The following is a 21,385-nucleotide window of genomic DNA, read 5'->3' as shown; positions in this document are numbered from 1 at the left end:
ATGAGTACGCTGTTTTATTTTATTGTCGCCATCGGTATTCTGGTTTCGTTTCATGAATTCGGTCATTTTTGGGTCGCGCGAAAAACCGGCGTCAAAGTACTGAGGTTTTCAGTCGGGTTTGGTAAAGTCATTTGGTCTTATCAGAAATCGCCTGCGTCGACTGAATATGTCATCTCGGCAATACCTCTAGGCGGCTATGTCAAAATGGTTGACGAACGCGAAGGCAAAGTGGTTGATGAAGATTTGCCTTTCGCATTCAACCGTCAACCATTATGGGCGCGGTCGGCGATTGTCGCGGCCGGACCCTTATTCAATCTAATGCTTGCCGTGCTGTTTTTCTGGATCGTGTTGTTTATCGGTGAAACCGGCTTACGCCCGATTATCGGTCATGTCGAGCCTGGTACGCTTGCCGCCGAAGCCGGTTTGCTCGAAGGCGAGGAGATCGTAGCGGTCGATCAAAAGAACACCGCGACTTGGGGGGAGGTTATTGAGTCGATTTTCTCGGCGGCCATGACCGGTCGAGAAAGTGTCGATGTTACGGTAAAAAACATCGATGAACAGCAGCATTCGCAGCTTATCAACCTTCCTGAAGAATTGCGAAGTGAGCCTGATAAACTTTACGATAAATTAGGTCTCAAACCATGGATGCCGCAGCTTAGACCGGTCGTCGGGCGAGTGCTGGAAGGCATGCCGGCGGCCGATGCCGGATTACAGTACGGTGATTTGATTGTTTCTGCTAATGGTGAGCCGATCAATACCTGGTTGCAATGGGTCGACTATGTGCAAAATAGCCCAGGGAGAGTTATCGACCTGATTATTGAAAGACAAGGCGTGCAATTGAGTCTCGAAATAACGCCTCAAAAAGTCGTCGAAAAGGACGAGGTTGTCGGTAAAATCGGGGCGGCCGCTGATATTCCAGAAGACTTGATGGCGTCGTTGCAAGTGCGCAATGATTTGCCGCTTTGGCCAGCTCTGATGGGGGCTGTTTCGAGAACCGTATTTTTTAGTACCGCAACACTCAAAATGATGGGTCAGATGATTCTCGGTAATGCTTCTGTGAAAAATCTTAGCGGTCCAATCAGTATCGCTCAGTTTGCCGGGCTTTCGGCTGAGCGCGGATTTGTCGAATTTCTGTCTTTCTTAGCGAAAGTTAGCATCAGTCTTGGGGTGCTTAATTTATTGCCGATTCCGGGGTTAGACGGTGGCCATTTATTGTTTTTTGCGATTGAAGCGATTAAAGGTAGCCCCGTCTCGGAAAAATTCCAGGTTGCGTTACAACAGGTCGGTATTTTGTTACTACTGTCGTTGATGGTATTAGCTTTATTTTTGGATTTGGAACGTTTGTTTCAATAAAAAATGCCGCTTTAAAGCCTTAATCCAAGAAAAAGCATTTCCCCATGAAGATCATGTAGAATAAAAAGTTAATTCAATAACTTTCCCAGCCTTAACAAATGAAACCCCCATAACCTAAAGACCGAAAAATGTTAGAGCTGGGCTTGCTATTCGTTTGTATAGAACTTTCGCTCACCAAAAAGATTAGCGAGAATGTTTAGGTATATTCTTGAAATCCTTCATTTGTTTCATGGTTAAACTGCCGAATTTAGGTTAATGTTTACTTTTCGCACTTTAAATTTCTGTAGTGCCTAAGGAGGCATTCCGGTGCCGAATTTTGATCTATATCAATAATCAAAACCAAGCCGATAGAAAACCGCCGTGTAGTGACTTCTATTTTTTTATAGGGTAATGAACAAAACACTCGGTCGACAGTCCTACAAACGCATTAGTCAATTTGAATTTATGGAAACGTTATGAAACAAATACTTAAAACAGCGATATTGCTTGGTTCGGTTTTAGGCATGAGTGTTGTTCAAGCCGATGATGCGGCCATTAAGGCGGCTTTAAAAAAATCGATGCCAAACTTCAATCCCGACTTGATTAAGCCTTCCGAAGTGAAGGGGGTTTATGAAGTCACGGCCGGCACAACCATTTTTTATGTCTCCGATGACGGTAAATACTTATTCCAAGGGCGCTTGATCGACCTGGAAGCGAGAACCGATTTGACCGAAGCGAAAATGGCTAATGCGCGAAAGAATACGCTGGAAAAGTTGGGACAAGATCAAATGATCGTGTTCAAGCCGAAATTAGGTCAGCATAAAGTATTTATTTTTACCGATATCGATTGCGGCTACTGCCGTAAACTGCATTCCGAGATCGATCAATATCTGGCCGAAGGTATTACTATTCAATACTTGTTTTATCCGAGAGCGGGGAAGGGCTCCGATTCCTACACCAAAGCCGTTTCGGTGTGGTGTGCGGAGGATCGTAACGATGCTTTGACCAAAGCCAAACAAGGGAAAAACCCCGAAGCCAAGACCTGTACCAATCCGGTCGATGCACATATGAAGCTCGGTAATGATTTCGAAGCACGCGGAACGCCGATGATAGTCACTGAACAAGGTTCTGTATATCCGGGTTATTTACCAGCCAAACAACTGGTTGAGGTATTGCGCGAAGAAAAAGGTTTATAAATTAATCCTGCTAGGTTTTCGGCTGTTATGGCAATACGCTTCGAGAGAAGAGTTTAAATTGCTATTAATTTATAATTTGCTAATATACTAACAAGTTATAAGTCCATGAGGTATAGACGATGAATTCTCCGATCAATCAACAACGTCGACAATGGTTAAAATATGCCGCATTTGCAGCAGCCAGTGCGGCGACTTACCCCTCTTGGGCGCAATCGGGCGGAACCTTTAAAGCGGTCAATACGCCTTCCGCGAATTTTCATCCCGATGTGGAAATTGAACTGACGCAGGATATCGCGCAGGTTCCTATCTTCGAAGGGCCTGAAACCCGAGTTTGGAAAGTGCGGGCTAAAGTTCTTAAAGGTCCGGCTTCATCGATAGAAAATCACCCCGATACCTATCTTGCGCCGACGATTCGCCTGAAAAAAGGCCAAAAAGTCAGAATTCATTTGAATAACAATTTACCGGCGCATTCGATTTTGCATTGGCACGGACTGCATGTGCCGGCCAACATGGACGGCAATCCGATGTACGCGGTCAGTCACGGCGAATCTTATATCTATGAATTCGAAATTTTGAATCGTGCCGGAACCTACTGGTATCACGCTCACACCCATAGCGTCACAGCCCGACAAGTCTATTCGGGTCTTGCCGGCTTGTTTATTGTGCATGACGATGAAGAACGGGCTTTGAATTTGCCCAAGGGTGAATTTGATCTGCCGTTGGTCATCCAAGACAGAAGCTTTGATAAGAATAATCAGCTCGTCTACAGCGACCACATGATGCAACGCATGCAGGGCTTTCTCGGCGATCGGATTTTTGTCAACGGCCGGCCCGATTATGTGTTGCCTGTCGCGGGACAGGCCTATCGGCTGCGGTTGCTAAACGGGTCAAATTCTCGGATCTATAAACTGGCCTGGTCGGACGGCAGTAAAATGACTGTGATCGGTACCGACGGCGGATTGCTGGAAAGGCCGAAGCAGTATTCCTATGTGATGTTGGCCCCAGGCGAAAGAATCGAGCTTTGGGCCGATTTCAGCGGTCGTTCGGTTGGTTCTGAGATAAGCATGCGCAGCTTGTCGTTCGATATTGCGACACACGGTCATGGCGGCATGGGCATGATGGGCGGTGGTCGCGGAATGATGGGCGGAGGACGGCGCGGCATGATGGGCGGGGGTATGGGCATGATGCACTCTTCCGATCTGCCATCCGGTAGTGAATATTCTTTATTTAACGTTAAAGTGATTAAAGCCGGCAAATCGTCGCAGAGTTTACCGAAGCGCTTATCTACGATACCTAAATTGAATGTTCGCGATGCTGCGAATAACAAAGATCCAAGAATCATCAGATTGTCGATGCGGCACATGTCGGCGCTATTGAATGGACGGTCCTACAAAATGGACGATGTCCGCAACGATGAAATTATTCCTGTCAATAGTTTACAAGTTGTGGAATTCGACAATGGATACAACGGCATGAGCGGCATGCCGATGCCCCATCCGATGCATTTACACGGCGAACAATTTCAAATCATCAAACGCCAAGTCAATCCGAAATCGAGAGAAGCATACCGAACGATTTCCGGTGGATTGGTTAGGGGCGGCTGGAAGGATACGGCGTTGGTGATGCCCGGCGAAAAAGTGACCGTATTGAAACCATTCAATGATTTTATAGGACTATTCATGTATCACTGCCATAATCTCGAGCATGAAGATATGGGTATGATGCGGGATTTCTTAATAAAATAATCTGAGTTCGGTTTATACTCATCGTAGATCAAAGCATGTAGACCGTATGCAGCGAAGCGGAATAGGGGAATGGCGTGGCTCCGAGCTTCCCGGATTGCGCTACGTTCCATCCGGGCTACGCTTCTTAGACCCGCCGGAAGCGATCGGTAGCGATTTGGCAGCGGGGATCTGTGCTTAGCTTGATACTTATGGACAAACACTCCCCGCGACGATCGCTAGCCAAGGCTGCTCATGAGCGGGCTTGCCTTTGGGGCGGTAATAATGATCGAGCACGGTGAAGCCGGCTTCCTCCAGATACTGTTTACTGGTTTCGAATGTCATGAAATGACCGTAGCGTTGCCCAGACCAACCTTCATCGTCATTGCCTCGCGGATTCGAGGAAAATAAAATGCCGCCGGGCTTTAATGTTGCATGCAAGTTTTTGAGTACCCGCGGCAGCTCCCGGCTCGGCACATGAAATAACGAGGCATTGGCGAAGATGCCATCGAAACGTTGCTTGGCAAGGTTTAGGTTAAGGAAATTTTGATGCAGAATCTCGCAGCCTGTAAACCTGCGGGCCATCGCGCAAAATGCCTCGCAACCGTCTAGGCCGATCGGTCGATGTCCCAGTAACTTAAAATAGTGAACATCCCGTCCCGGCCCGCAGCCCAAATCTAAAATATCCAGCGCTTTATCTTTAGGCAACGGGGCTAAAAAGGCCGCGTAGTTCTGAGCTACGTCATGATCTTTGGTGCCCTGCCAAAAGGCTTCGGCGTTGTGTTGATAATGACTGAGCGTCAATGATTCAATTTGAGCTAAGTCTTCTTCTTTGCGTTCCATCTTTCACCTGATAGTCGATGTTTGGATAAAAAGGGAGTAAAGGTATGGATTTTCAATAAGCCTCAAGCAGCTTGCAAGGTATGGACTATTTCATCGAGCATGCTTCGATAGTCGAGATAGTCAATGCGAATGGCAACCAATTCGTCATTATGCTGCAAGCGTAAGGACGGATAACTCGACACGCCCATGTTTCGAGCCAATTGAATTTCTTGCTGTAATTCATCATCAATCGCCGGGCTCAACAAGTCTTTACCGAATAAAGAGGTATCTAAGCCGATTCCGGTGGCGCATTCCAGAAGCGTGTCGGTCAGCGACGGGTTTTTGGCTCGTTCATAATAGGCTGACTGGATAGCCTTTAGCATGGGGATCTCATGATCGGGACTTTGCTTTCTGGCCGCTAATAGCGCACGACAAGCCGGATAAGTTGAGCGGATCGGCGTATTGACAGCCCAAAATTCGAAATTAAAACGGACTTTGGGAACGGTTTGCTCGATTCGGCGCCAGTTTTGTTGAATGGTTTGCCGCATAGACTCGGGCATTGGCGTGGTGGAGTCCGGAGCCAAACCGCCCAGCAGATAAACCAAACGGATAGATTGTGGTAGGTTGCTTTGTAAGGCGCTAAAGCTCGAGCGGAATGCATAACACCAACTGCACATGGGATCATGGATATAGAATAAACGAGGTGTCGGCATGGTCAGTCTACGTCCAATAAAATGATCCTTCATTGTAACCAGCGCGTTGAAGCCGCGTCAAAACACGAAAAAGTCAAGCTTAAGAATCCCTGTTCCGATTGAGAAAGCAGTAATTCCCAGTTTGAGCGTTCTCGCTGGATTTAGGGTGTGGGGTATCCCTGTCGAGGAACGCCGTGAATCCATCCATGGGGGCTTGACGTCAGCGCTCCCTGCTGCCGACATCCTCGCCAAGCATACGCCACACCCTGTTTGATCCCCAAATTGGGAATTGCTGTTGAGAAAGCCTGTACTTGCGGACATGGGAGAGGGCGCTTAAACTAAGCGGGTTATAAATTCATTTCCAAAATAATTTTATGAAATCAACGGCCAAAATCGTTTTTGGTTTGGTTATGGCAGCCTTGCTCGGCGCATGCGTCGCGCCAAGGCCTGCCGCTATTTCCGACATCACTTTCGCTACCACCGCTGCCGCCAAGCCGCAAGCTCAGCCTGATCGGAACCTTTATTTTATCCCTGAGCTGCCGCCGTCGTTGGATGGTCAAAGAACTGTCGAAGATGTCCTACAGGCTTACGGCCCGTATGCAACGCTCAAGCTTGCATCTTATTTCGCCAAGGCCAATGTTTCTTATCCGCCAAGTGAAATCGTCTTTATCGCTCTGAAACAGGAAAAAAAACTGGAGCTATGGGCCAGAGGCAGCGGCGAATTTCGATTTATCCGCGACTATGACATTCAAGCCGCCAGTGGCGTTGCGGGCCCTAAATTACGTCAAGGGGACGAGCAGGTGCCGGAGGGTATTTACCGTATCGAGGGGTTGAACCCGAACAGTCATTATCACTTGTCGATGAAGATCAATTACCCTAACGAATTCGATCGCTTTCATGCCTGGCAGGAAGGACGTAGCAAGCCGGGGTCGGATATTTTTATCCATGGCAAAGCCAGCTCCATCGGTTGCCTGGCCATGGGCGATGAAGCAATAGAAGAGCTTTTCGTGTTGACCGCGAATGTGGGCGTCGACAATGTAAAGGTCGTGATTGCACCGCATGACCCCAGGGTTTATCCGCTGGTGGCCGATACCGAAAAACTACCCGATTGGACTCTTGAACTTTATTCGAATATCTCCCGTGAAATCCTTGCTTTGTCTCCTACAGTGAAGTCGGTAAAAACTGGGTTGTGATCATCAGGACCGGACTTTACAAAGCGAACTTTATATCGGGGCTCTCAACTGCTCACTCCTTTCCAGTTGCTTAGCATAGGGTCTCATATAACTTCCCGATTCCCCACCGTTCTCTCGCTGAGCGCTCATCGTTATAGATAAATCGTAGGGATTGTTTGATAAATCTTCGGATATCAAAGGTCAGTGGCTTCGCTAGTCGCGACGAAGGCGTCGCTCCCACAGTTGGTCGACGGGTCCTCTGTGGGAGCGATCCCCTGATCGCGATTTCGAAGTCGGGTACGTTAGGTAACAATAAACCTAGAAAGAGCAGTTACCATGTGTTGTAGACCGTTCGTGCTGAGTAAAGTCGAAGCATGAAGGGTCTACAACACTTTCACCCGCCTGGTGAAGCCTCAAACTATCGTTCACCCTTCGACAAGCTCAGGGCGAACGGTAGTTTGAGGCTCTCAACTGCTCTTTTTAGGATAAATGTTATCGAAGTCGCATTAGCTAAGAAGGCAAGACGGTATCTACGATTTATGTATAACGATGAGCGCAGGGGAGCGTGGAAACCATTTAGGAACGTTTTTTTACCGTATCCTTATCTCATAGACAGCTCTCGAGCGATACGATTTCTCAATTGATAAGGTACATTTTCATTCATTACGATGGCAAAAGGCTGCCATTCGCCGCGTTTGACTAAGTAACCTGCTAACGAACTGACGCCGGTTAGGGTTCCTGTTTTCGCGTAGACGCCGGGCTCGATTTCCGGTAATAAGTGTTTCCATGGCCGGAAGGCTTGCAAGAGTTCGGTCAGTTGCTGCGGCGATAGACGGTTATTACGAGATAGGCCGGCGCCATCTTCAAATGTAAAATTCTTCCAAGCGAAATGCCGAGATAAGGATTCTTCCATATATCGCTGAACATCGGCAGTATTCGCTGGGCGTTGATAGGTTTCCGAACTCAGCATCAAAATTAGCTGGTTAGCAACGAAATTAGTCGAATATTTCAACATCGTACGCACGATTTCGCCGAGTGTTTTGCTATTGGTGTGGGTATAAAATACGGGTTGATTCGGGGCTTTTCCGAAAACGATTCGCGGACCGACCTCAATTCCTTGCGCCCGTAAAAAGGCAGCCATTAATTCGGCAAAATAGATTTCCGCATTGCTTGGATTTCGGCCGGTATTGACGCGCAACTTACCGCTATTGATCGAGCGGCCTAGGCTTTTTGCGTATGGGGTTAGCGGTGTTTGGGGCTCGGCAGACTGTACTTTTCCGTTAATCTTTTTGATTGCTATGGTGTTGAAGTTCGCCGCCGTTGCTGTAGGTACCGCATCGTAAGGGTTGTTCGTGGTTCCGGTGCCCGGTAAAACCAAACCTGCTTGAAAAAGAGAGTTGTCGAGGCCTATGACTTTAACTTGTTGCAGACCCTTTTGTTTCAGGCTTCGAGCAATCCGGGCGATTTCTTCGGAAACCAGATATGGATCGCCGCTTCCTTTTACCCATAAGACTCGGGACGGTTCATCCCAATAAAACCGAGTACGAAAACGATGGTCTTCGCCCCAGTGCATTAATGCTAGCCAGGCTGTGGCTAACTTGGTTGTTGAGGCCGGAATTAAAGGCCTATCGGCGTGATCAGCACGTATCGTTCGCCCATTTGAATCTAAAATGATGAGCCCTGCGTTATTCAGTTTTGAAAAAGCGGTTAGGGCTTCATTTGCATGTCCGAGTACAGGCAAAAAAAACGATAAATAAATTAGGTAGCTAATTAGGCGCATTTAAATTTCCAGTAACGAAAGTGTTTGGTCTTAATGTCATAATAGCTTGGGGTATTTGATATGTCTTTTACTTATTAGGTTTCGGCGGTATACCTTTCGCACTTCAAATTTCGGCAGTACCCGAGGAGGCCATGGGGTACTCGGTCCCTAACCTAACGCTAGGTGAGGGACCAGCATGGATACTGGCATAGAGCCTACATGGATGTATTTACCCAGCACCTAAATTATCTATGTAATCAATCATGGCCAATAGGCTATGGAATTTAGGTGCTGGGTTTACGGTGTCCTGTCAAGCGAGTAATCGTACCCTCTTCCACGCTCAGTGTATTGGAAAGCAATCATTGACTATTTCCTAAATGGTTTATTTAGTAGGAAAGAGAACCGTTTCAACTGCTACAGCGAACATAGCCAAAATTAAGGCGCCGGGTTATTCGACAGTCATTCCCTGACGCCGACACCTGTCTTCCGGCCTTTTTAAAATCCGATTTAAATCTCATCTTCAACAATAAAAGTCAATTTTTTGTGACAGACCATTCAATATGTTAGGCAAATTGTCTCACTTTGAACTACTTTGAAAAATGAAAATTCATTGTCGGCTAGATTATATACAAGATTTTTAGTTTGTATTGGAGGGGCGTAGTAATGAAAACGATACCCGGTAAAGTTTCATTTCAGAGTTATTTATTTTTTCTTATTATAGTTTTTTTTCTACCAATTAACGTAACGGCACAAGAAGCAAGCGATCTGTTAACGGTAAGATTAGTCAGCGGAGCGACCGGGCAGGCGATTTCCGAACAATCGGTTACGGCTTATGAGGTTTTAAGCGACGGGTCTGAAAAATGGGCGCGGCGCGCCACTACCGACGCTCAAGGTGTTGTCGATTTATCCTTACCTGGGTTAATGCAAGGGAGTCAATATTTATTAAAAACGGCCAATCCATTCGATGGCCGAACCAAGGTAAGTCAATTGATCGGCCAGGCGGGTAGTTTTACCTTCGTAGTCGGCAATAAATTGTTGAATGTGGCGGTCACCGACGGTATCGGCAATACGCCGTTGGCGAATCAAGAAGTGATCGTCATGACTCGCGAGTCGGACGGCAGCTTAAAATGGTTCCGCCGGGAAAATACCGATGGCAACGGAAAGGTGAGTTTGGATTTACCGGGCTTGGGTAACGGTACCGACTATGTGCTGCGTACCGTCAAGAAACACGGCAGCGGCGTAATCTATTCACCCGATATCCAACAAACCGGCAACCATGCCTTTAAGGTCGGCAATGTACGGGTCAAAGCAGTCAACGGTCAAACCGGCGGCGCCTTGGCGGAATACCGGGTCAATGCCTATGTTCACCAGGCCGACGGCAAGGATGTGTATGTCAGCGGCAGCGCGACTAATACCGACGCCAACGGTTTCGCCGATTTCGATCTGCCGGAGTTGGGTAACGGCACAACCTATGTGTTCAAGGCGCAAAGTACTTTCGACAATCGCTGGTTGACTAGCGAAACGGTCACGCAGGCCGGCTTGGTCAACTTCGTGGTCGGCAACAAGTTGTTGAATGTCACGGTTACGGATGGCATCGGCAATACGCCGATGGTGAATCAAGAAATAATTGTTATGCGCCGTGAACAAGACGGAAGCCTGAAATGGTTCCGCCGGGAAAACACCGACGGCAACGGAAAGCTGAGTTTGGATTTACCAGGCTTGGGTAACGGTACCGACTATGTGCTGCGTACCGTCAAGAAACACGGCAGCGGCGTAATCTATTCACCCGATATCCAACAAACCGGCAACCATGCCCTTAAGGTCGGCAATGTACGGGTCAAAGCAGTCAACGGTCAAACCGGCGGCGCCTTGGCGGAATACCGGGTCAATGCCTATGTTCACCAGGCCGACGGCAAGGATGTGTATGTCAGCGGCAGCGCGACTAATACCGACGCCAACGGTTTCGCCGATTTCGATCTGCCGGAGTTGGGTAACGGCACAACCTATGTGTTCAAGGCGCAAAGTACTTTCGACAATCGCTGGTTGACTAGCGAAACGGTCACGCAGGCCGGCTTGGTCAACTTCGTGGTCGGCAACAAGTTATTGAATGTCACGGTTACGGATGGCATCGGCAATACGCCGATGGTGAATCAAGAAATAATTGTTATGCGCCGTGAACAAGACGGAAGCCTGAAATGGTTCCGCCGGGAAAACACCGACGGCAACGGAAAGCTGAGTCTGGATTTACCAGGCTTGGGTAACGGTACCGACTATGTGCTGCGTACCGTCAAGAAACACGGCAGTGGCATCGTCTATTCCTCCGATATCAAACAAACCGGCAACCATGCCTTTAAAGTCGGCAATGTCCGGGTCAAAGCGGTCAACGGTCAAACCGGCGGCGCCTTGGCGGAATACCGGGTCAATGCCTATGTTCACCAGGCCGACGGCAAGGATGTGTATGTCAGCGGCAGCGCGACTAATACCGACGCCAACGGTTTCGCCGATTTCGATCTGCCGGAGTTGGGTAACGGCACAACCTATGTGTTCAAGGCGCAAAGTACTTTCGACAATCGCTGGTTGACTAGCGAAACGGTCACGCAGGCCGGCTTGGTCAACTTCGTGGTCGGCAACAAGTTATTGAATGTCACGGTTACGGATGGCATCGGCAATACGCCGATGGTGAATCAAGAAATAATTGTTATGCGCCGTGAACAAGACGGAAGCCTGAAATGGTTCCGCCGGGAAAACACCGACGGCAACGGAAAGCTGAGTCTGGATTTACCAGGCTTGGGTAACGGTACCGACTATGTGCTGCGTACCGTCAAGAAACACGGCAGCGGCGTAATCTATTCACCCGATATCCAACAAACCGGCAACCATGCCTTTAAGGTCGGCAATGTACGGGTCAAAGCAGTCAACGGTCAAACCGGCGGCGCCTTGGCGGAATACCGGGTCAATGCCTATGTTCACCAGGCCGACGGCAAGGATGTGTATGTCAGCGGCAGCGCGACTAATACCGACGCCAACGGCTTCGCCGACTTCGACTTGCCGGAGCTGGGTAACGGCACAACCTATGTGTTCAAGGCGCAAAGTACTTTCGACAATCGCTGGTTGACTAGCGAAACGGTCACGCAGGCCGGCTTGGTCAACTTCGTGGTCGGCAACAAGTTATTGAATGTCACGGTTACGGATGGCATCGGCAATACGCCGATGGTGAATCAAGAAATAATTGTTATGCGCCGTGAACAAGACGGAAGCCTGAAATGGTTCCGCCGGGAAAACACCGACGGCAACGGAAAGCTGAGTCTGGATTTACCAGGCTTGGGTAACGGTACCGACTATGTGCTGCGTACCGTCAAGAAACACGGCAGTGGCATCGTCTATTCCTCCGATATCAAACAAACCGGCAACCATGCCTTTAAAGTCGGCAATGTCCGGGTCAAAGCGGTCAACGGTCAAACCGGCGGCGCCTTGGCGGAATACCGGGTCAATGCCTATGTTCACCAGGCCGACGGCAAGGATGTGTATGTCAGCGGCAGCGCGACTAATACCGACGCCAACGGCTTCGCCGATTTCGATTTGCCGGAGTTGGGTAACGGCACAACCTATGTGTTCAAGGCGCAAAGTACTTTCGACAATCGCTGGTTGAGCAGCGCCACCGTCACGCAGGCCGGCTTGGTCAACTTCGTGGTCGGCAACAAGTTATTGAATGTTACGGTTACCGACGGCATTGGCAATACGCCGTTGGCGAATCAAGAAGTGATCGTCATGACTCGCCAGCCGGACGGCAGCTTAAAATGGTTCCGCCGGGAAAATACCGATGGCAACGGAAAGGTGAGTTTGGATTTACCGGGCTTGGGTAACGGTACCGACTATGTGCTGCGTACCGTCAAGAAACACGGCAGCGGCGTAATCTATTCACCCGATATCCAACAAACCGGCAACCATGCCTTTAAGGTCGGCAATGTACGGGTCAAAGCAGTCAACGGTCAAACCGGCGGCGCCTTGGCGGAATACCGGGTCAATGCCTATGTTCACCAGGCCGACGGCAAGGATGTGTATGTCAGCGGCAGCGCGACTAATACCGACGCCAACGGCTTCGCCGACTTCGACTTGCCGGAGCTGGGTAACGGCACAACCTATGTGTTCAAGGCGCAAAGTACTTTCGACAATCGCTGGTTGACTAGCGAAACGGTCACGCAGGCCGGCTTGGTCAACTTCGTGGTCGGCAACAAACTGTTGAATGTAGCGGTAACCGACGGTATCAATAATCAACCTCTAGCCAATCAAGAAATTACAGTACTTCGTAAAGAACCCGATGGAAACCTGGCCTGGTTTAGACGGGAAAATACCGATGCTAACGGTCGCTTGAATTTCGATTTGCCGGGATTGGGTAGCGGGACTCATTATGTGTTGAGAACTCAACAGCTCTACGGAACCGGCACGGTATTTTCCGGCGATATCGCTAATACCGGGGATTTCGATTTCAGAGTCGGCAATTTGCAAGTCAAGGTGCTCGATGGCGCGAACGGTCAAGTGATTATAGGTCAGGATATTACCGTAATGGAAGAATTGATCGACGGCAGCTTGTCTTGGTTCGCCCGCGTACCGACCGATCAAAACGGCAGTATTCCATTGCATTTACCCGATCTCGGTCAAGGCCGTAAATATGTTTTGCGGGCGCAAACGCCTTTAGATAAACGTTGGGTCAACAGCGATTTAATTGTCAACGCCGGTACCTTTAACTTTACCGTCGGCAATAAATTATTGAATGTAACCATGCTAAATGCGCTCGACGGAAAAGGTTTGGCCAATGTCGAGATTACCGCCTACGCACGTCTGCCGGATCAATCGCTACGTTGGTTTCAACGGAAAAGCACCGATGCCGAAGGACGCATCGATTTCGACTTGACTGATCTAGGCAAAGGCTCCAGTTATGTGCTGCGCGCAAACCCTTACGGCAGATGGATAGACAGTAAAGATATCGATAAAACCGGACCGTTCCAATTCCAAGCCGGTGCGATTGCGGTTAAATTGTCTAAAGCCGAAACCGGAGACGTCATGCCCGGCCATAGCCTGGTATTGTATGAAAAAGGTACAGACGGACGCTTGAACTGGCGTGCTTCGTTAGTGACCGATAATGCCGGCGTAGTCCGCTTCGATCCGGAAGGTTTGGGCGACGGCCGCTTGTTCGTGGTTAGGGCGACCAATTTATTCGATAACGACAAACGTCATTATAGTCGTTGGATTAGTCAAAAAGGATGGGTAAATTTTGTCGTCGATCCGGAAGATCCGGATAAACTCGACGACGAGCCGCCTATCTTCATGGCATTTACGCCAAATAATCATGCGAACTTGGCGGATCAAGGTTTCCAAATCCGCATGAAAGTTACCGATAACCAAGAAGTCGATAGGGTCGAACTTACTGTAATCGATCCCGTTGCGGGAACGATTTCCGGTGGTGCGCGCCTAGATCAAGGCGATTGGCTGTTTTCTGTGAACAACTCGATGTTGACGGCCGATCAGACGGTTTCGATCAATGCCGTTGCTTTCGACAAAGTCGGCAATAGCACATCCGAAACCAAACAATACCGCATCGTAAAAGATGAACAGGCTCCGCAAATTAGCGTTGCCTCGCATCGAAGCGGCGATCAAATCGATGAGCACGGTCTGGCTTTACTGGGTAGCGTTAGCGACGATACCGGAGTCAAATCGCTATTTGCGACTGTAACCGATCCAATTAAAGGCATTATCGTCAATAACCGTGCGCTTGAAATCGGTGACAACGGTCATTGGGGCTTAGCAGTTCGAGATTTGAGCCGCGGAGGTGAGGTGACCGTGGCTTTGTCGGCCGAAGACTGGGTCGGTAACCGCAGTGTTAACGAGCTATTGTTACCTGTAATGAAAGAGGCGGTCAGTGCTGCTCAGTTATTAAGTAGAACAACATTCGGCGCGACACCGGAGTTACTGAGCGAAATACGCACAATCGGCGCGGATGCCTTTTTGCAAAAGCAGTTAAATCCGGCGTCAATCGACGACAGCGAGCTTGACACTTATTTGGAGAACTTACTGGATCAAGACATAAACGACTTATTCAAGTTGCAATATTCTCAAATTGCTCGGGCAACTATGAGTAAAAGACAGTTATTGGAAGTGATGGCCTGGTTTTGGGAAAATCATTTTAATACTGATCGCAGTAAAACCGCTAACGACTTCGAAGCAGTCGAAAACGAGGGATTTAGAACCCATGCTCTAGGCCGCTTTAGAGACTTGTTAGGAGTCAGCGCGAAAAGCCCGGCGATGTTGCTTTATTTGGATAATCACCGTAGCCATAAAAACGAGCCGAATGAAAACTATGCCAGGGAGTTGCTTGAGTTACATACTTTAGGTGTCGATAACGGATATGAAACTCAGGATATTGCCGATGTTGCCCGTGTGTTTACTGGGTGGCGTCTGGATTGGAACAGCAGAGCGTTTGCTTTTAATTCATGGGCGCATGACAACGGCGAAAAAACTGTGCTCGATACGGTGATTCCTGCCGGATCCGGAATGGCCGGCGGCGAGATGGTATTGGATTTATTGGCCCATCATCAAAGTACGGCGAAAAATATCTGCAATAAATTGCTTAAACTGTTGGTTTCGGATCAGCCCGACGAAACGTCTCTCCAAAGTTGTGCCGATGACTTTGTTGCTTATGCCGATTTGGATAACCAAATAGCCTTAGTCTTGGAAGGCATTATCCGGTCAACAGCATTTTCCGCTTCAGTCAATTTCCATAACAAGGTCAAAAATCCGTTGGAGTTTACTGCCGGATTATTCAGGCAATTACCGGTGACGATTAATCATGCCAATACTCGTCAATTGATGAGAGAGATGAGCATGCATCTCTTTTATTATCCTGCGCCTACCGGATGGGCAGAAGAGGCCGATCATTGGGTGAATTCCGGGCAGATGACGCAACGTTGGCAGCTTGCGGGACAAGCATTGTTTAATAATCCGTCTGTCTGGCGAAATTATTGGGAGGAGCCCGTGCGATTCTTTATCGACAATGGAATAGAAACGACCGAAGGCGTATTGGCTTACATATTCGAGCTGGCCATGAGTCACGACTATACACAAATGGAGTTTGAAACGGCAAAAGCCGTATTAACCGCCGATAACACTGAACGCTTCGACATTTACGATGATAAAGCGGATGCCAAGCTGCGTAAGGCTATTGCGCTGATTTTGAAATATCCTGCTTATCAATTGCAATAGAGGAATATGATCATGAAAAGAAGAAATTTCTTAAAGGGTTTGGCGGCAATGCCGGTTTTCGGTCGCAGTGCCTTATCGGCCGGCGGGTTGCTATCGAGTGCGGGAAGCGCTTTTGCCAACGGTTTCGAGGGAAAAACCTTGGTGGTGATTTTTCAACGGGGCGGTTGCGACGGATTGAATACAGTCGTTCCTTACGGTGAGGACGAGTATTATCGCTTAAGACCCGATATTGCAATTGCCCGTCCAGGGTCCGGAGCCGGTGGCGCCTTGGATTTAGACGGTTTTTTCGGACTGCATCCGGCCATGAGCGCGATGCATGAGATTTATCAACAAGGGCATTTGGCTGTTTTACCGACCGTCCATTATCACGACGGCAACCGTTCGCATTTTACCAGCCAAGACTTCATAGAAAGCGGAACGCCCGGTACGAAACGAGCGGACGGTTGGTTGAATAGGTATCTAACGAGCCGGAGCCAAGAGGCCGATATGCGCGCGGTTAGTTTCGGTAGTTTGGTACATGCGTTGAAAGGCTCAACGCCGGTTGCCGCAATCGATTCTTTGGATGCGCCGGTTTCCGGTTTGGACAATGAGGTATTAAGTCAATTATCCGGGATTTATCAACAACCTGTCTCTTTCGCTTTGAAAGAACGCTTGCTTTTGAAGCAACACGGCGAATTGGCGCTCGATAATCTCTTAGTGTTGGATCAATACCGGCAGCAGTCTTATATTCCGGATAACGGTGCAGTCTATCCCGAAACGGAGTATGGCCGGCAATTACGTGATATTGCCCGCTTGGTTAAGGCGCGTGCCGGACTCGAGGTGGCTGCAGTCAATATCGGCGGATGGGATAATCATTCCGGACAAGGTGGAGCGGAAGGTACTCAAGCGAATCGCTTGAGCGAATTCTCCAACGGTATTGCAGCACTGTACAAGGATTTGGGGGCTGCTTACATGAACGATGTCGTGATTGTCACCATGACCGAATTCGGCAGAACGGCTAAACAAAATGCTAGCGGCGGGACCGATCACGGGAATGCCTCCAGTTGGTTTGTTATCGGTCATCAAGTCAATGGTGGCATTTACGGCGAGTGGCCGGGTTTGTCGTCCGAGCAATTGTATCTGGGACGTTATCTTGCTCATAGTACGGATTTCACCGATATTTTCGGCGAGATCATCGTCAAGCATTTCAATCATGCATCGAGTTTGGCTGGCGTATTGCCGGGCAGCCATTATCAAACGGTGGGTTTTATGTCATAGGAATATGCAAAATAACTTTTCGTTATGAGAAAAACGAATTATTTCACTCTCCCAATGTTGTCGCAGGATTATACTTCGCGCGGTCACATTTGCGGTTTTCTAACGCGCTCTTTTGTCCAAGAGCGGCGTTACCTACATGGATGTAGGTAAGGGGCGTGAGCAGGAGCGGAAGCTTTGCGAAAACAGTTACATAGCTTGCTATGCGCCTGTTTTCGCGCCTTGCTCTCGAACAAAATAGCCTTGCCATAAAAGCCGCAAACATGACCGCGCGAAGTATAGCGAAAAGTCGTTGAAATGTACTTTTCCTTTTCAACTGCCCTGTCGATAGATAGAAAAAAGCGTTATATTGAAGACCTACATTGACATTCATTTTTAATCTATGCGGGTTTACCATGGCAATTAGCGCATTCGATATATTTAAAATCGGCATCGGACCGTCCAGTTCTCATACCGTTGGTCCCATGAGAGCGGCTATGCAATTCGCTTTGAAATTGGACGAAGGCAAAATTTTAGAGCAGGTTGAAACAATTACTGTGGCACTTTACGGCTCGTTAGGGGCGACCGGTAAAGGCCATGGTACCGACAAAGCGGTGATGTTGGGGCTTGAAGGCGAGTCGCCGGATTGCATCGATCCGGATATCATTCCGGGCAGACTGGAAGCGATTAGGCAAAGCGGTCGTCTACAGGTCTTATCGCGCCACTCCATTCAATTTATCGAGAAAAAACATCTGCAGTTTAACCGTAAAGCCTTGCCGTTTCATTCGAATGGGCTGCGTTTCACTGCAATTGACGCATCAGGAATCGAGCTGTTGCAGAAAGATTATTATTCGGTCGGCGGCGGTTTTGTCGTTAGCGGCGAGCAGGCGGCTACCGATCGTTTGATCGATGACGATACATGCTTGCCTTATCCGTTTAAGACAGCCGATGGTTTGCTTAAATTATGCAAGGAACATAAGAAGTCGATTAGCGAATTAATGCTGAATAATGAAAAAGCTTGGTTGAGCGAGGCTGAAATACGAAAAAATCTATTGGCTATTTGGCATGTCATGCAGGCCTGCGTTGAAAGAGGGATTGCTCAAGAAGGCGTGTTGCCTGGCGGTATGAAAGTTAAACGTCGAGCGGCGCAAATTTATAAGCAACTGATACATGAAATTCCTTCGCATGCTCCGGGATTGCCTCCCGGTAAACTCGATTGGGTCAATCTTTTTGCGTTAGCGGTAAATGAAGAAAATGCCGCGGGCGGGCGCGTCGTGACTGCGCCAACTAACGGCGCGGCAGGAATTATTCCGTCCGTACTCCATTATTACTGGAAATTTTGCGAGGGTGCGAATGAAGAGGGCGTGATTCGTTTTTTATTGACCGCCGCCGCAATCGCGATTCTATACAAGGAAAATGCCTCAATTTCCGGGGCAGAAGTCGGTTGTCAGGGAGAGGTTGGAGTCGCCTGTTCGATGGCTGCAGGCGCTTTGGCCGAAGTGTTGGGAGGGTCGCCCGAACAGGTGGAAAATGCCGCCGAAATCGGTATGGAGCATAATTTAGGCTTAACTTGCGATCCGGTCGGCGGTTTAGTGCAAGTGCCTTGTATCGAACGCAATGCGATGGGTTCGGTTAAGGCTATCAATGCCGCACGTATTGCATTGCGAGGCGACGGTTCGCATTATGTATCGTTGGATAAAGTGATTAAAACGATGCGCGAGACCGGTGCCGATATGAAAACCAAATACAAGGAAACCGCTCGCGGTGGATTGGCGGTTAATTTGATCGAGTGTTAGGGAGGCCCTAATAATTCCAAGTACAAGTTATCGATTCCTCGTTCCCACCGCTCCTGCGTGGGAACGCATATCGATCTTGTTATACCTTTCGCACTTTAAATTTCGGCAGTGTCTTAGGAGGCGCCGGGGTGCTCGGCAAAGGCTTTGCCAGCATGAAGCTGGCATAGAGCCTACATGGACGTATTCACCCAGCACCTAAATTAGCCATCATATTAAATTATTGCCAATGACCTATGGAATTTAGGTGCTGGGTTCACGGCGTCCTTTGACGGGCACCCCGGTGCCGAATTTTGATCTCCGATAGGTATACACCAACCAAAGTATGGGTTCCCACGGAGGATCGTGAGAACCAGAAAAATGCTGGATCTTCAAGTCCTTCATGCTCTTCATGGTAAAAAATAAAGGGTTAAACGATTAGAAACTGAGAAATATTTTTGTCTTGGGTTATTCGTCGAACCCAATAAAATCCCAGACTTTTCCGGCCATGGTTCTGCTTTCCCGTTCCGGTACCGGCGGTCCGTCCGGAAAATTCAGGTCATATACACGCGAGGCATTGTTAGCCAGTGTTTCCATACCCAGTTTTTTATAAGCTTCAATCATAACCTCCAACGCAAACGGAACGGCGGTTGTGCGCTGGTAATTGTTCACGACTTCGGACGCGCGGTTAACCGCCGCGACATAGGCTTTACGCTTCAAATAGAACCTTGCGGCATGCACTTCGTGCATCGCCATGTTATTGCGTAGCGCGATCATTCGCTGTTGTGCGTCGGGGATATATTGGCTGTCCGGGAAGCGGCTGATTAATTCCTGGAAATTATTGTAGGCTTCCCGAGCGCTGCCCGGATCGCGTTGCGAGGTATCGGTAGGCAGAAATCTTTCGAGAAATCCGATGTCGCGATTGTAATTGACCAATCCTTTCAAGTAATAGGCGTAATCGACGCTGGGGTTGCGGGGATGAATTTTAATAAACCTCTCGGCGGCTGCAATCGCAGCTTCGGAGTCGTCATTTTTGTAATATGCATAAGCAATATTCAATTGTGCCTGAGCGGCATACTCTCCAAACGGAAAACGCGACTCGAGCGTTTCGTAAATTTTGATCGCTTTTTGATAATAACCGTCGTCCATCGATTCTTTGGCCGACGTATGCAGTTTTTCCTCACTCCAATCTTTATATTCGTCTGTGCTAGTGCTTTCCAGATTGAAGTTTTTTAACGTTTCGCAGCTCTGAAGTGACAGGCCTAAGGTAAGAACGAGAAAGAATTTTACTAAAAATAATCGCATAGAGCTGACGACACGTTGTAATATGTACGGTTTTTTCGTTGTGGATGAACAGGTTTCGTCGAGCGCAAGATGCGCTCGACGCTAATCAAGCAACGAGTATAACTTAACGGCGAACTAATCAGAAGACATAAGTTATGACAAGATTATCGGCACAAATTCCCGAAGCAATGGCGGGTATGCGTTTGGATCAAGTGCTTGCTGAGCTATTTTCGGATTATTCCCGAAGTAAGCTACAGACTTGGCTGAAAGCCGGACGGGTGATGGTTAACGGCGCCCAATTAAAGGCCAAAGACAAGGTCGAAGGCGGAGAATCCATTGAGCTCGATGCCGAAGCCGAGGTGGTTTTGGAATGCGAGGCGGAAGCGATTCCGCTGGATATCGTTTATGAAGACGAGTCCTTGTTAATCATCAATAAGCCGGCGGGCTTAGTCGTGCATCCGGCAGTCGGTAATTGGACGGGGACTTTGCAGAATGCCTTGCTCAATCATGTGCCGAGCCTCGAGACCTTGCCGAGAGCCGGCATTGTGCATCGCATCGACAAGGAAACGAGTGGTTTGTTGATGGTCGCAAAAACGCTTCAAGCCCATAACAGCCTGGTTAAACAACTACAAGAACGTTCGATAGAAAGAGAATACTTGGCGATTACCAAGGGACGAATCATCGCCGGCGCGACGATAGACGAGCCGATCGGCCGACATCCGACCGATCGTAAACGCTATTCGGTCAGGCAAACGGGCAAGGATGCGGTAACCCATTACCGGGTTGTCGAGCGTTTCGCTAGGCACACCCTAATCCGCGTCAAATTGGAAACCGGGCGTACGCATCAGATTCGGGTCCATATGGCGTATGCTCATTTTCCATTGGTTGGCGATCCGGTTTACGGCGGGCGTTTTCAGTTGCCGCCGGACTGTTCCGAACAATTGGAGATAGAACTGCGTGCATTCAAGCGTCAAGCGCTTCATGCCGAAAAACTGGGCTTACTGCATCCTGAAACGCAAGAGTACTGCGAATGGATTCAGCCTTTACCTGACGATATGATTCGATTACTGGCCGCATTACGAGACAATGAGCAACACTAAAAAATATGCACAAAATTTCTTCAACAAGCATACGCATTGTGGCGG

General features: G+C 48.6%; 12 protein-coding genes. 8 read left to right on the top strand and 4 right to left on the bottom strand.

Annotation, left to right across the window (positions count from 1 at the left end):
- The 3 genes from rseP (at position 1) to ACINK7_RS15085 (ending at position 4,273) form a co-directional block, all read left to right on the top strand.
- A complete protein-coding gene (rseP, locus tag ACINK7_RS15095; protein ID WP_404356442.1) occupies positions 1-1,353 on the top strand; it encodes an RIP metalloprotease RseP in 1,353 nt (450 codons plus the stop codon).
- 455 nt (positions 1,354-1,808) lie between these two features.
- Positions 1,809-2,528 (top strand): DsbC family protein, encoded by a 720-nt coding sequence (locus ACINK7_RS15090; RefSeq protein WP_404356440.1) that lies wholly within the window; start codon positions 1,809-1,811, stop codon positions 2,526-2,528.
- Between the two features lie 119 nt (positions 2,529-2,647).
- The gene (locus ACINK7_RS15085; RefSeq protein WP_404356438.1) at positions 2,648-4,273 is read left to right on the top strand and encodes a multicopper oxidase family protein; all 1,626 of its coding nucleotides are present in this window, start codon (positions 2,648-2,650) and stop codon (positions 4,271-4,273) included.
- Positions 4,274-4,459: 186 nt separating this feature from the next.
- Here the strand turns inward: ACINK7_RS15085 and ACINK7_RS15080 are convergent, their stop codons facing one another.
- Both ACINK7_RS15080 and ACINK7_RS15075 read right to left on the bottom strand, forming a co-directional pair.
- The gene (locus tag ACINK7_RS15080) at positions 4,460-5,092 is read right to left on the bottom strand and encodes a class I SAM-dependent DNA methyltransferase (RefSeq protein ID WP_404356436.1); all 633 of its coding nucleotides are present in this window, start codon (positions 5,090-5,092) and stop codon (positions 4,460-4,462) included.
- Positions 5,093-5,154: 62 nt separating this feature from the next.
- Positions 5,155-5,784: a DsbA family protein gene (locus ACINK7_RS15075; RefSeq protein ID WP_404356434.1), complete on the bottom strand. Its 630-nt coding sequence runs from the start codon at positions 5,782-5,784 to the stop codon at positions 5,155-5,157.
- A 353-nt stretch (positions 5,785-6,137) separates the two neighbouring features.
- Between ACINK7_RS15075 and ACINK7_RS15070 the strand changes: the two genes are divergently transcribed.
- A complete protein-coding gene (locus tag ACINK7_RS15070; RefSeq protein WP_404356432.1) occupies positions 6,138-6,956 on the top strand; it encodes a murein L,D-transpeptidase family protein in 819 nt (272 codons plus the stop codon).
- A gap of 580 nt (positions 6,957-7,536) precedes the next feature.
- Here ACINK7_RS15070 and ACINK7_RS15065 read toward each other — a convergent pair.
- The gene (locus ACINK7_RS15065) at positions 7,537-8,715 is read right to left on the bottom strand and encodes a D-alanyl-D-alanine carboxypeptidase/D-alanyl-D-alanine-endopeptidase (RefSeq protein ID WP_404356430.1); all 1,179 of its coding nucleotides are present in this window, start codon (positions 8,713-8,715) and stop codon (positions 7,537-7,539) included.
- Between the two features lie 642 nt (positions 8,716-9,357).
- On the opposite strand from ACINK7_RS15065, the gene ACINK7_RS15060 reads away from it, so the two are divergent.
- The 3 genes from ACINK7_RS15060 (at position 9,358) to ACINK7_RS15050 (ending at position 18,980) form a co-directional block, all read left to right on the top strand.
- Positions 9,358-15,951 carry a DUF1800 family protein gene (locus ACINK7_RS15060; RefSeq protein WP_404356428.1) on the top strand — a complete coding sequence of 2,198 codons (6,594 nt, stop codon included), beginning with the start codon at positions 9,358-9,360 and terminating at the stop codon, positions 15,949-15,951.
- 12 nt (positions 15,952-15,963) lie between these two features.
- Positions 15,964-17,208 carry a DUF1501 domain-containing protein gene (locus ACINK7_RS15055; RefSeq protein ID WP_404356426.1) on the top strand — a complete coding sequence of 415 codons (1,245 nt, stop codon included), beginning with the start codon at positions 15,964-15,966 and terminating at the stop codon, positions 17,206-17,208.
- 392 nt (positions 17,209-17,600) lie between these two features.
- Positions 17,601-18,980 carry an L-serine ammonia-lyase gene (locus ACINK7_RS15050; protein WP_404356424.1) on the top strand — a complete coding sequence of 460 codons (1,380 nt, stop codon included), beginning with the start codon at positions 17,601-17,603 and terminating at the stop codon, positions 18,978-18,980.
- 444 nt (positions 18,981-19,424) lie between these two features.
- Here the strand turns inward: ACINK7_RS15050 and ACINK7_RS15045 are convergent, their stop codons facing one another.
- Entirely contained in the window at positions 19,425-20,261 is an 837-nt protein-coding gene (locus tag ACINK7_RS15045; protein WP_404356422.1) for an outer membrane protein assembly factor BamD, read from the bottom strand.
- 134 nt (positions 20,262-20,395) lie between these two features.
- Here ACINK7_RS15045 and rluD point away from each other — a divergent pair, with 134 nt between their 5' ends.
- Positions 20,396-21,340, top strand: coding sequence for a 23S rRNA pseudouridine(1911/1915/1917) synthase RluD (gene rluD, locus ACINK7_RS15040; RefSeq protein WP_404356420.1), 945 nt, complete (start codon positions 20,396-20,398; stop codon positions 21,338-21,340).
- The last annotated feature ends 45 nt before the right edge of the window (positions 21,341-21,385 follow it).

Source organism: Methylotuvimicrobium sp. KM1 (genome assembly GCF_044788715.1).
In the GTDB taxonomy this organism is placed as follows: domain Bacteria; phylum Pseudomonadota; class Gammaproteobacteria; order Methylococcales; family Methylomonadaceae; genus Methylotuvimicrobium.
The sequence above is the reverse complement of the archived record's forward strand: the minus strand, read 5'-3'. Positions and strand labels throughout refer to the sequence as shown.

What these genes read in the sequence shown, in the direction of transcription:
- rseP (WP_404356442.1), top strand. Translation starts at nt 1, where the DNA reads ATGAGTACGCTGTTTTATTTTATTGTCGCCATCGGTATTCTGGTTTCG.
- ACINK7_RS15090 (WP_404356440.1), top strand. Translation starts at nt 1,809, where the DNA reads ATGAAACAAATACTTAAAACAGCGATATTGCTTGGTTCGGTTTTAGGC.
- ACINK7_RS15085 (WP_404356438.1), top strand. Translation starts at nt 2,648, where the DNA reads ATGAATTCTCCGATCAATCAACAACGTCGACAATGGTTAAAATATGCC.
- ACINK7_RS15080 (WP_404356436.1), bottom strand. Translation starts at nt 5,092, where the DNA reads ATGGAACGCAAAGAAGAAGACTTAGCTCAAATTGAATCATTGACGCTC.
- ACINK7_RS15075 (WP_404356434.1), bottom strand. Translation starts at nt 5,784, where the DNA reads ATGCCGACACCTCGTTTATTCTATATCCATGATCCCATGTGCAGTTGG.
- ACINK7_RS15070 (WP_404356432.1), top strand. Translation starts at nt 6,138, where the DNA reads ATGAAATCAACGGCCAAAATCGTTTTTGGTTTGGTTATGGCAGCCTTG.
- ACINK7_RS15065 (WP_404356430.1), bottom strand. Translation starts at nt 8,715, where the DNA reads ATGCGCCTAATTAGCTACCTAATTTATTTATCGTTTTTTTTGCCTGTA.
- ACINK7_RS15060 (WP_404356428.1), top strand. Translation starts at nt 9,358, where the DNA reads ATGAAAACGATACCCGGTAAAGTTTCATTTCAGAGTTATTTATTTTTT.
- ACINK7_RS15055 (WP_404356426.1), top strand. Translation starts at nt 15,964, where the DNA reads ATGAAAAGAAGAAATTTCTTAAAGGGTTTGGCGGCAATGCCGGTTTTC.
- ACINK7_RS15050 (WP_404356424.1), top strand. Translation starts at nt 17,601, where the DNA reads ATGGCAATTAGCGCATTCGATATATTTAAAATCGGCATCGGACCGTCC.
- ACINK7_RS15045 (WP_404356422.1), bottom strand. Translation starts at nt 20,261, where the DNA reads ATGCGATTATTTTTAGTAAAATTCTTTCTCGTTCTTACCTTAGGCCTG.
- rluD (WP_404356420.1), top strand. Translation starts at nt 20,396, where the DNA reads ATGACAAGATTATCGGCACAAATTCCCGAAGCAATGGCGGGTATGCGT.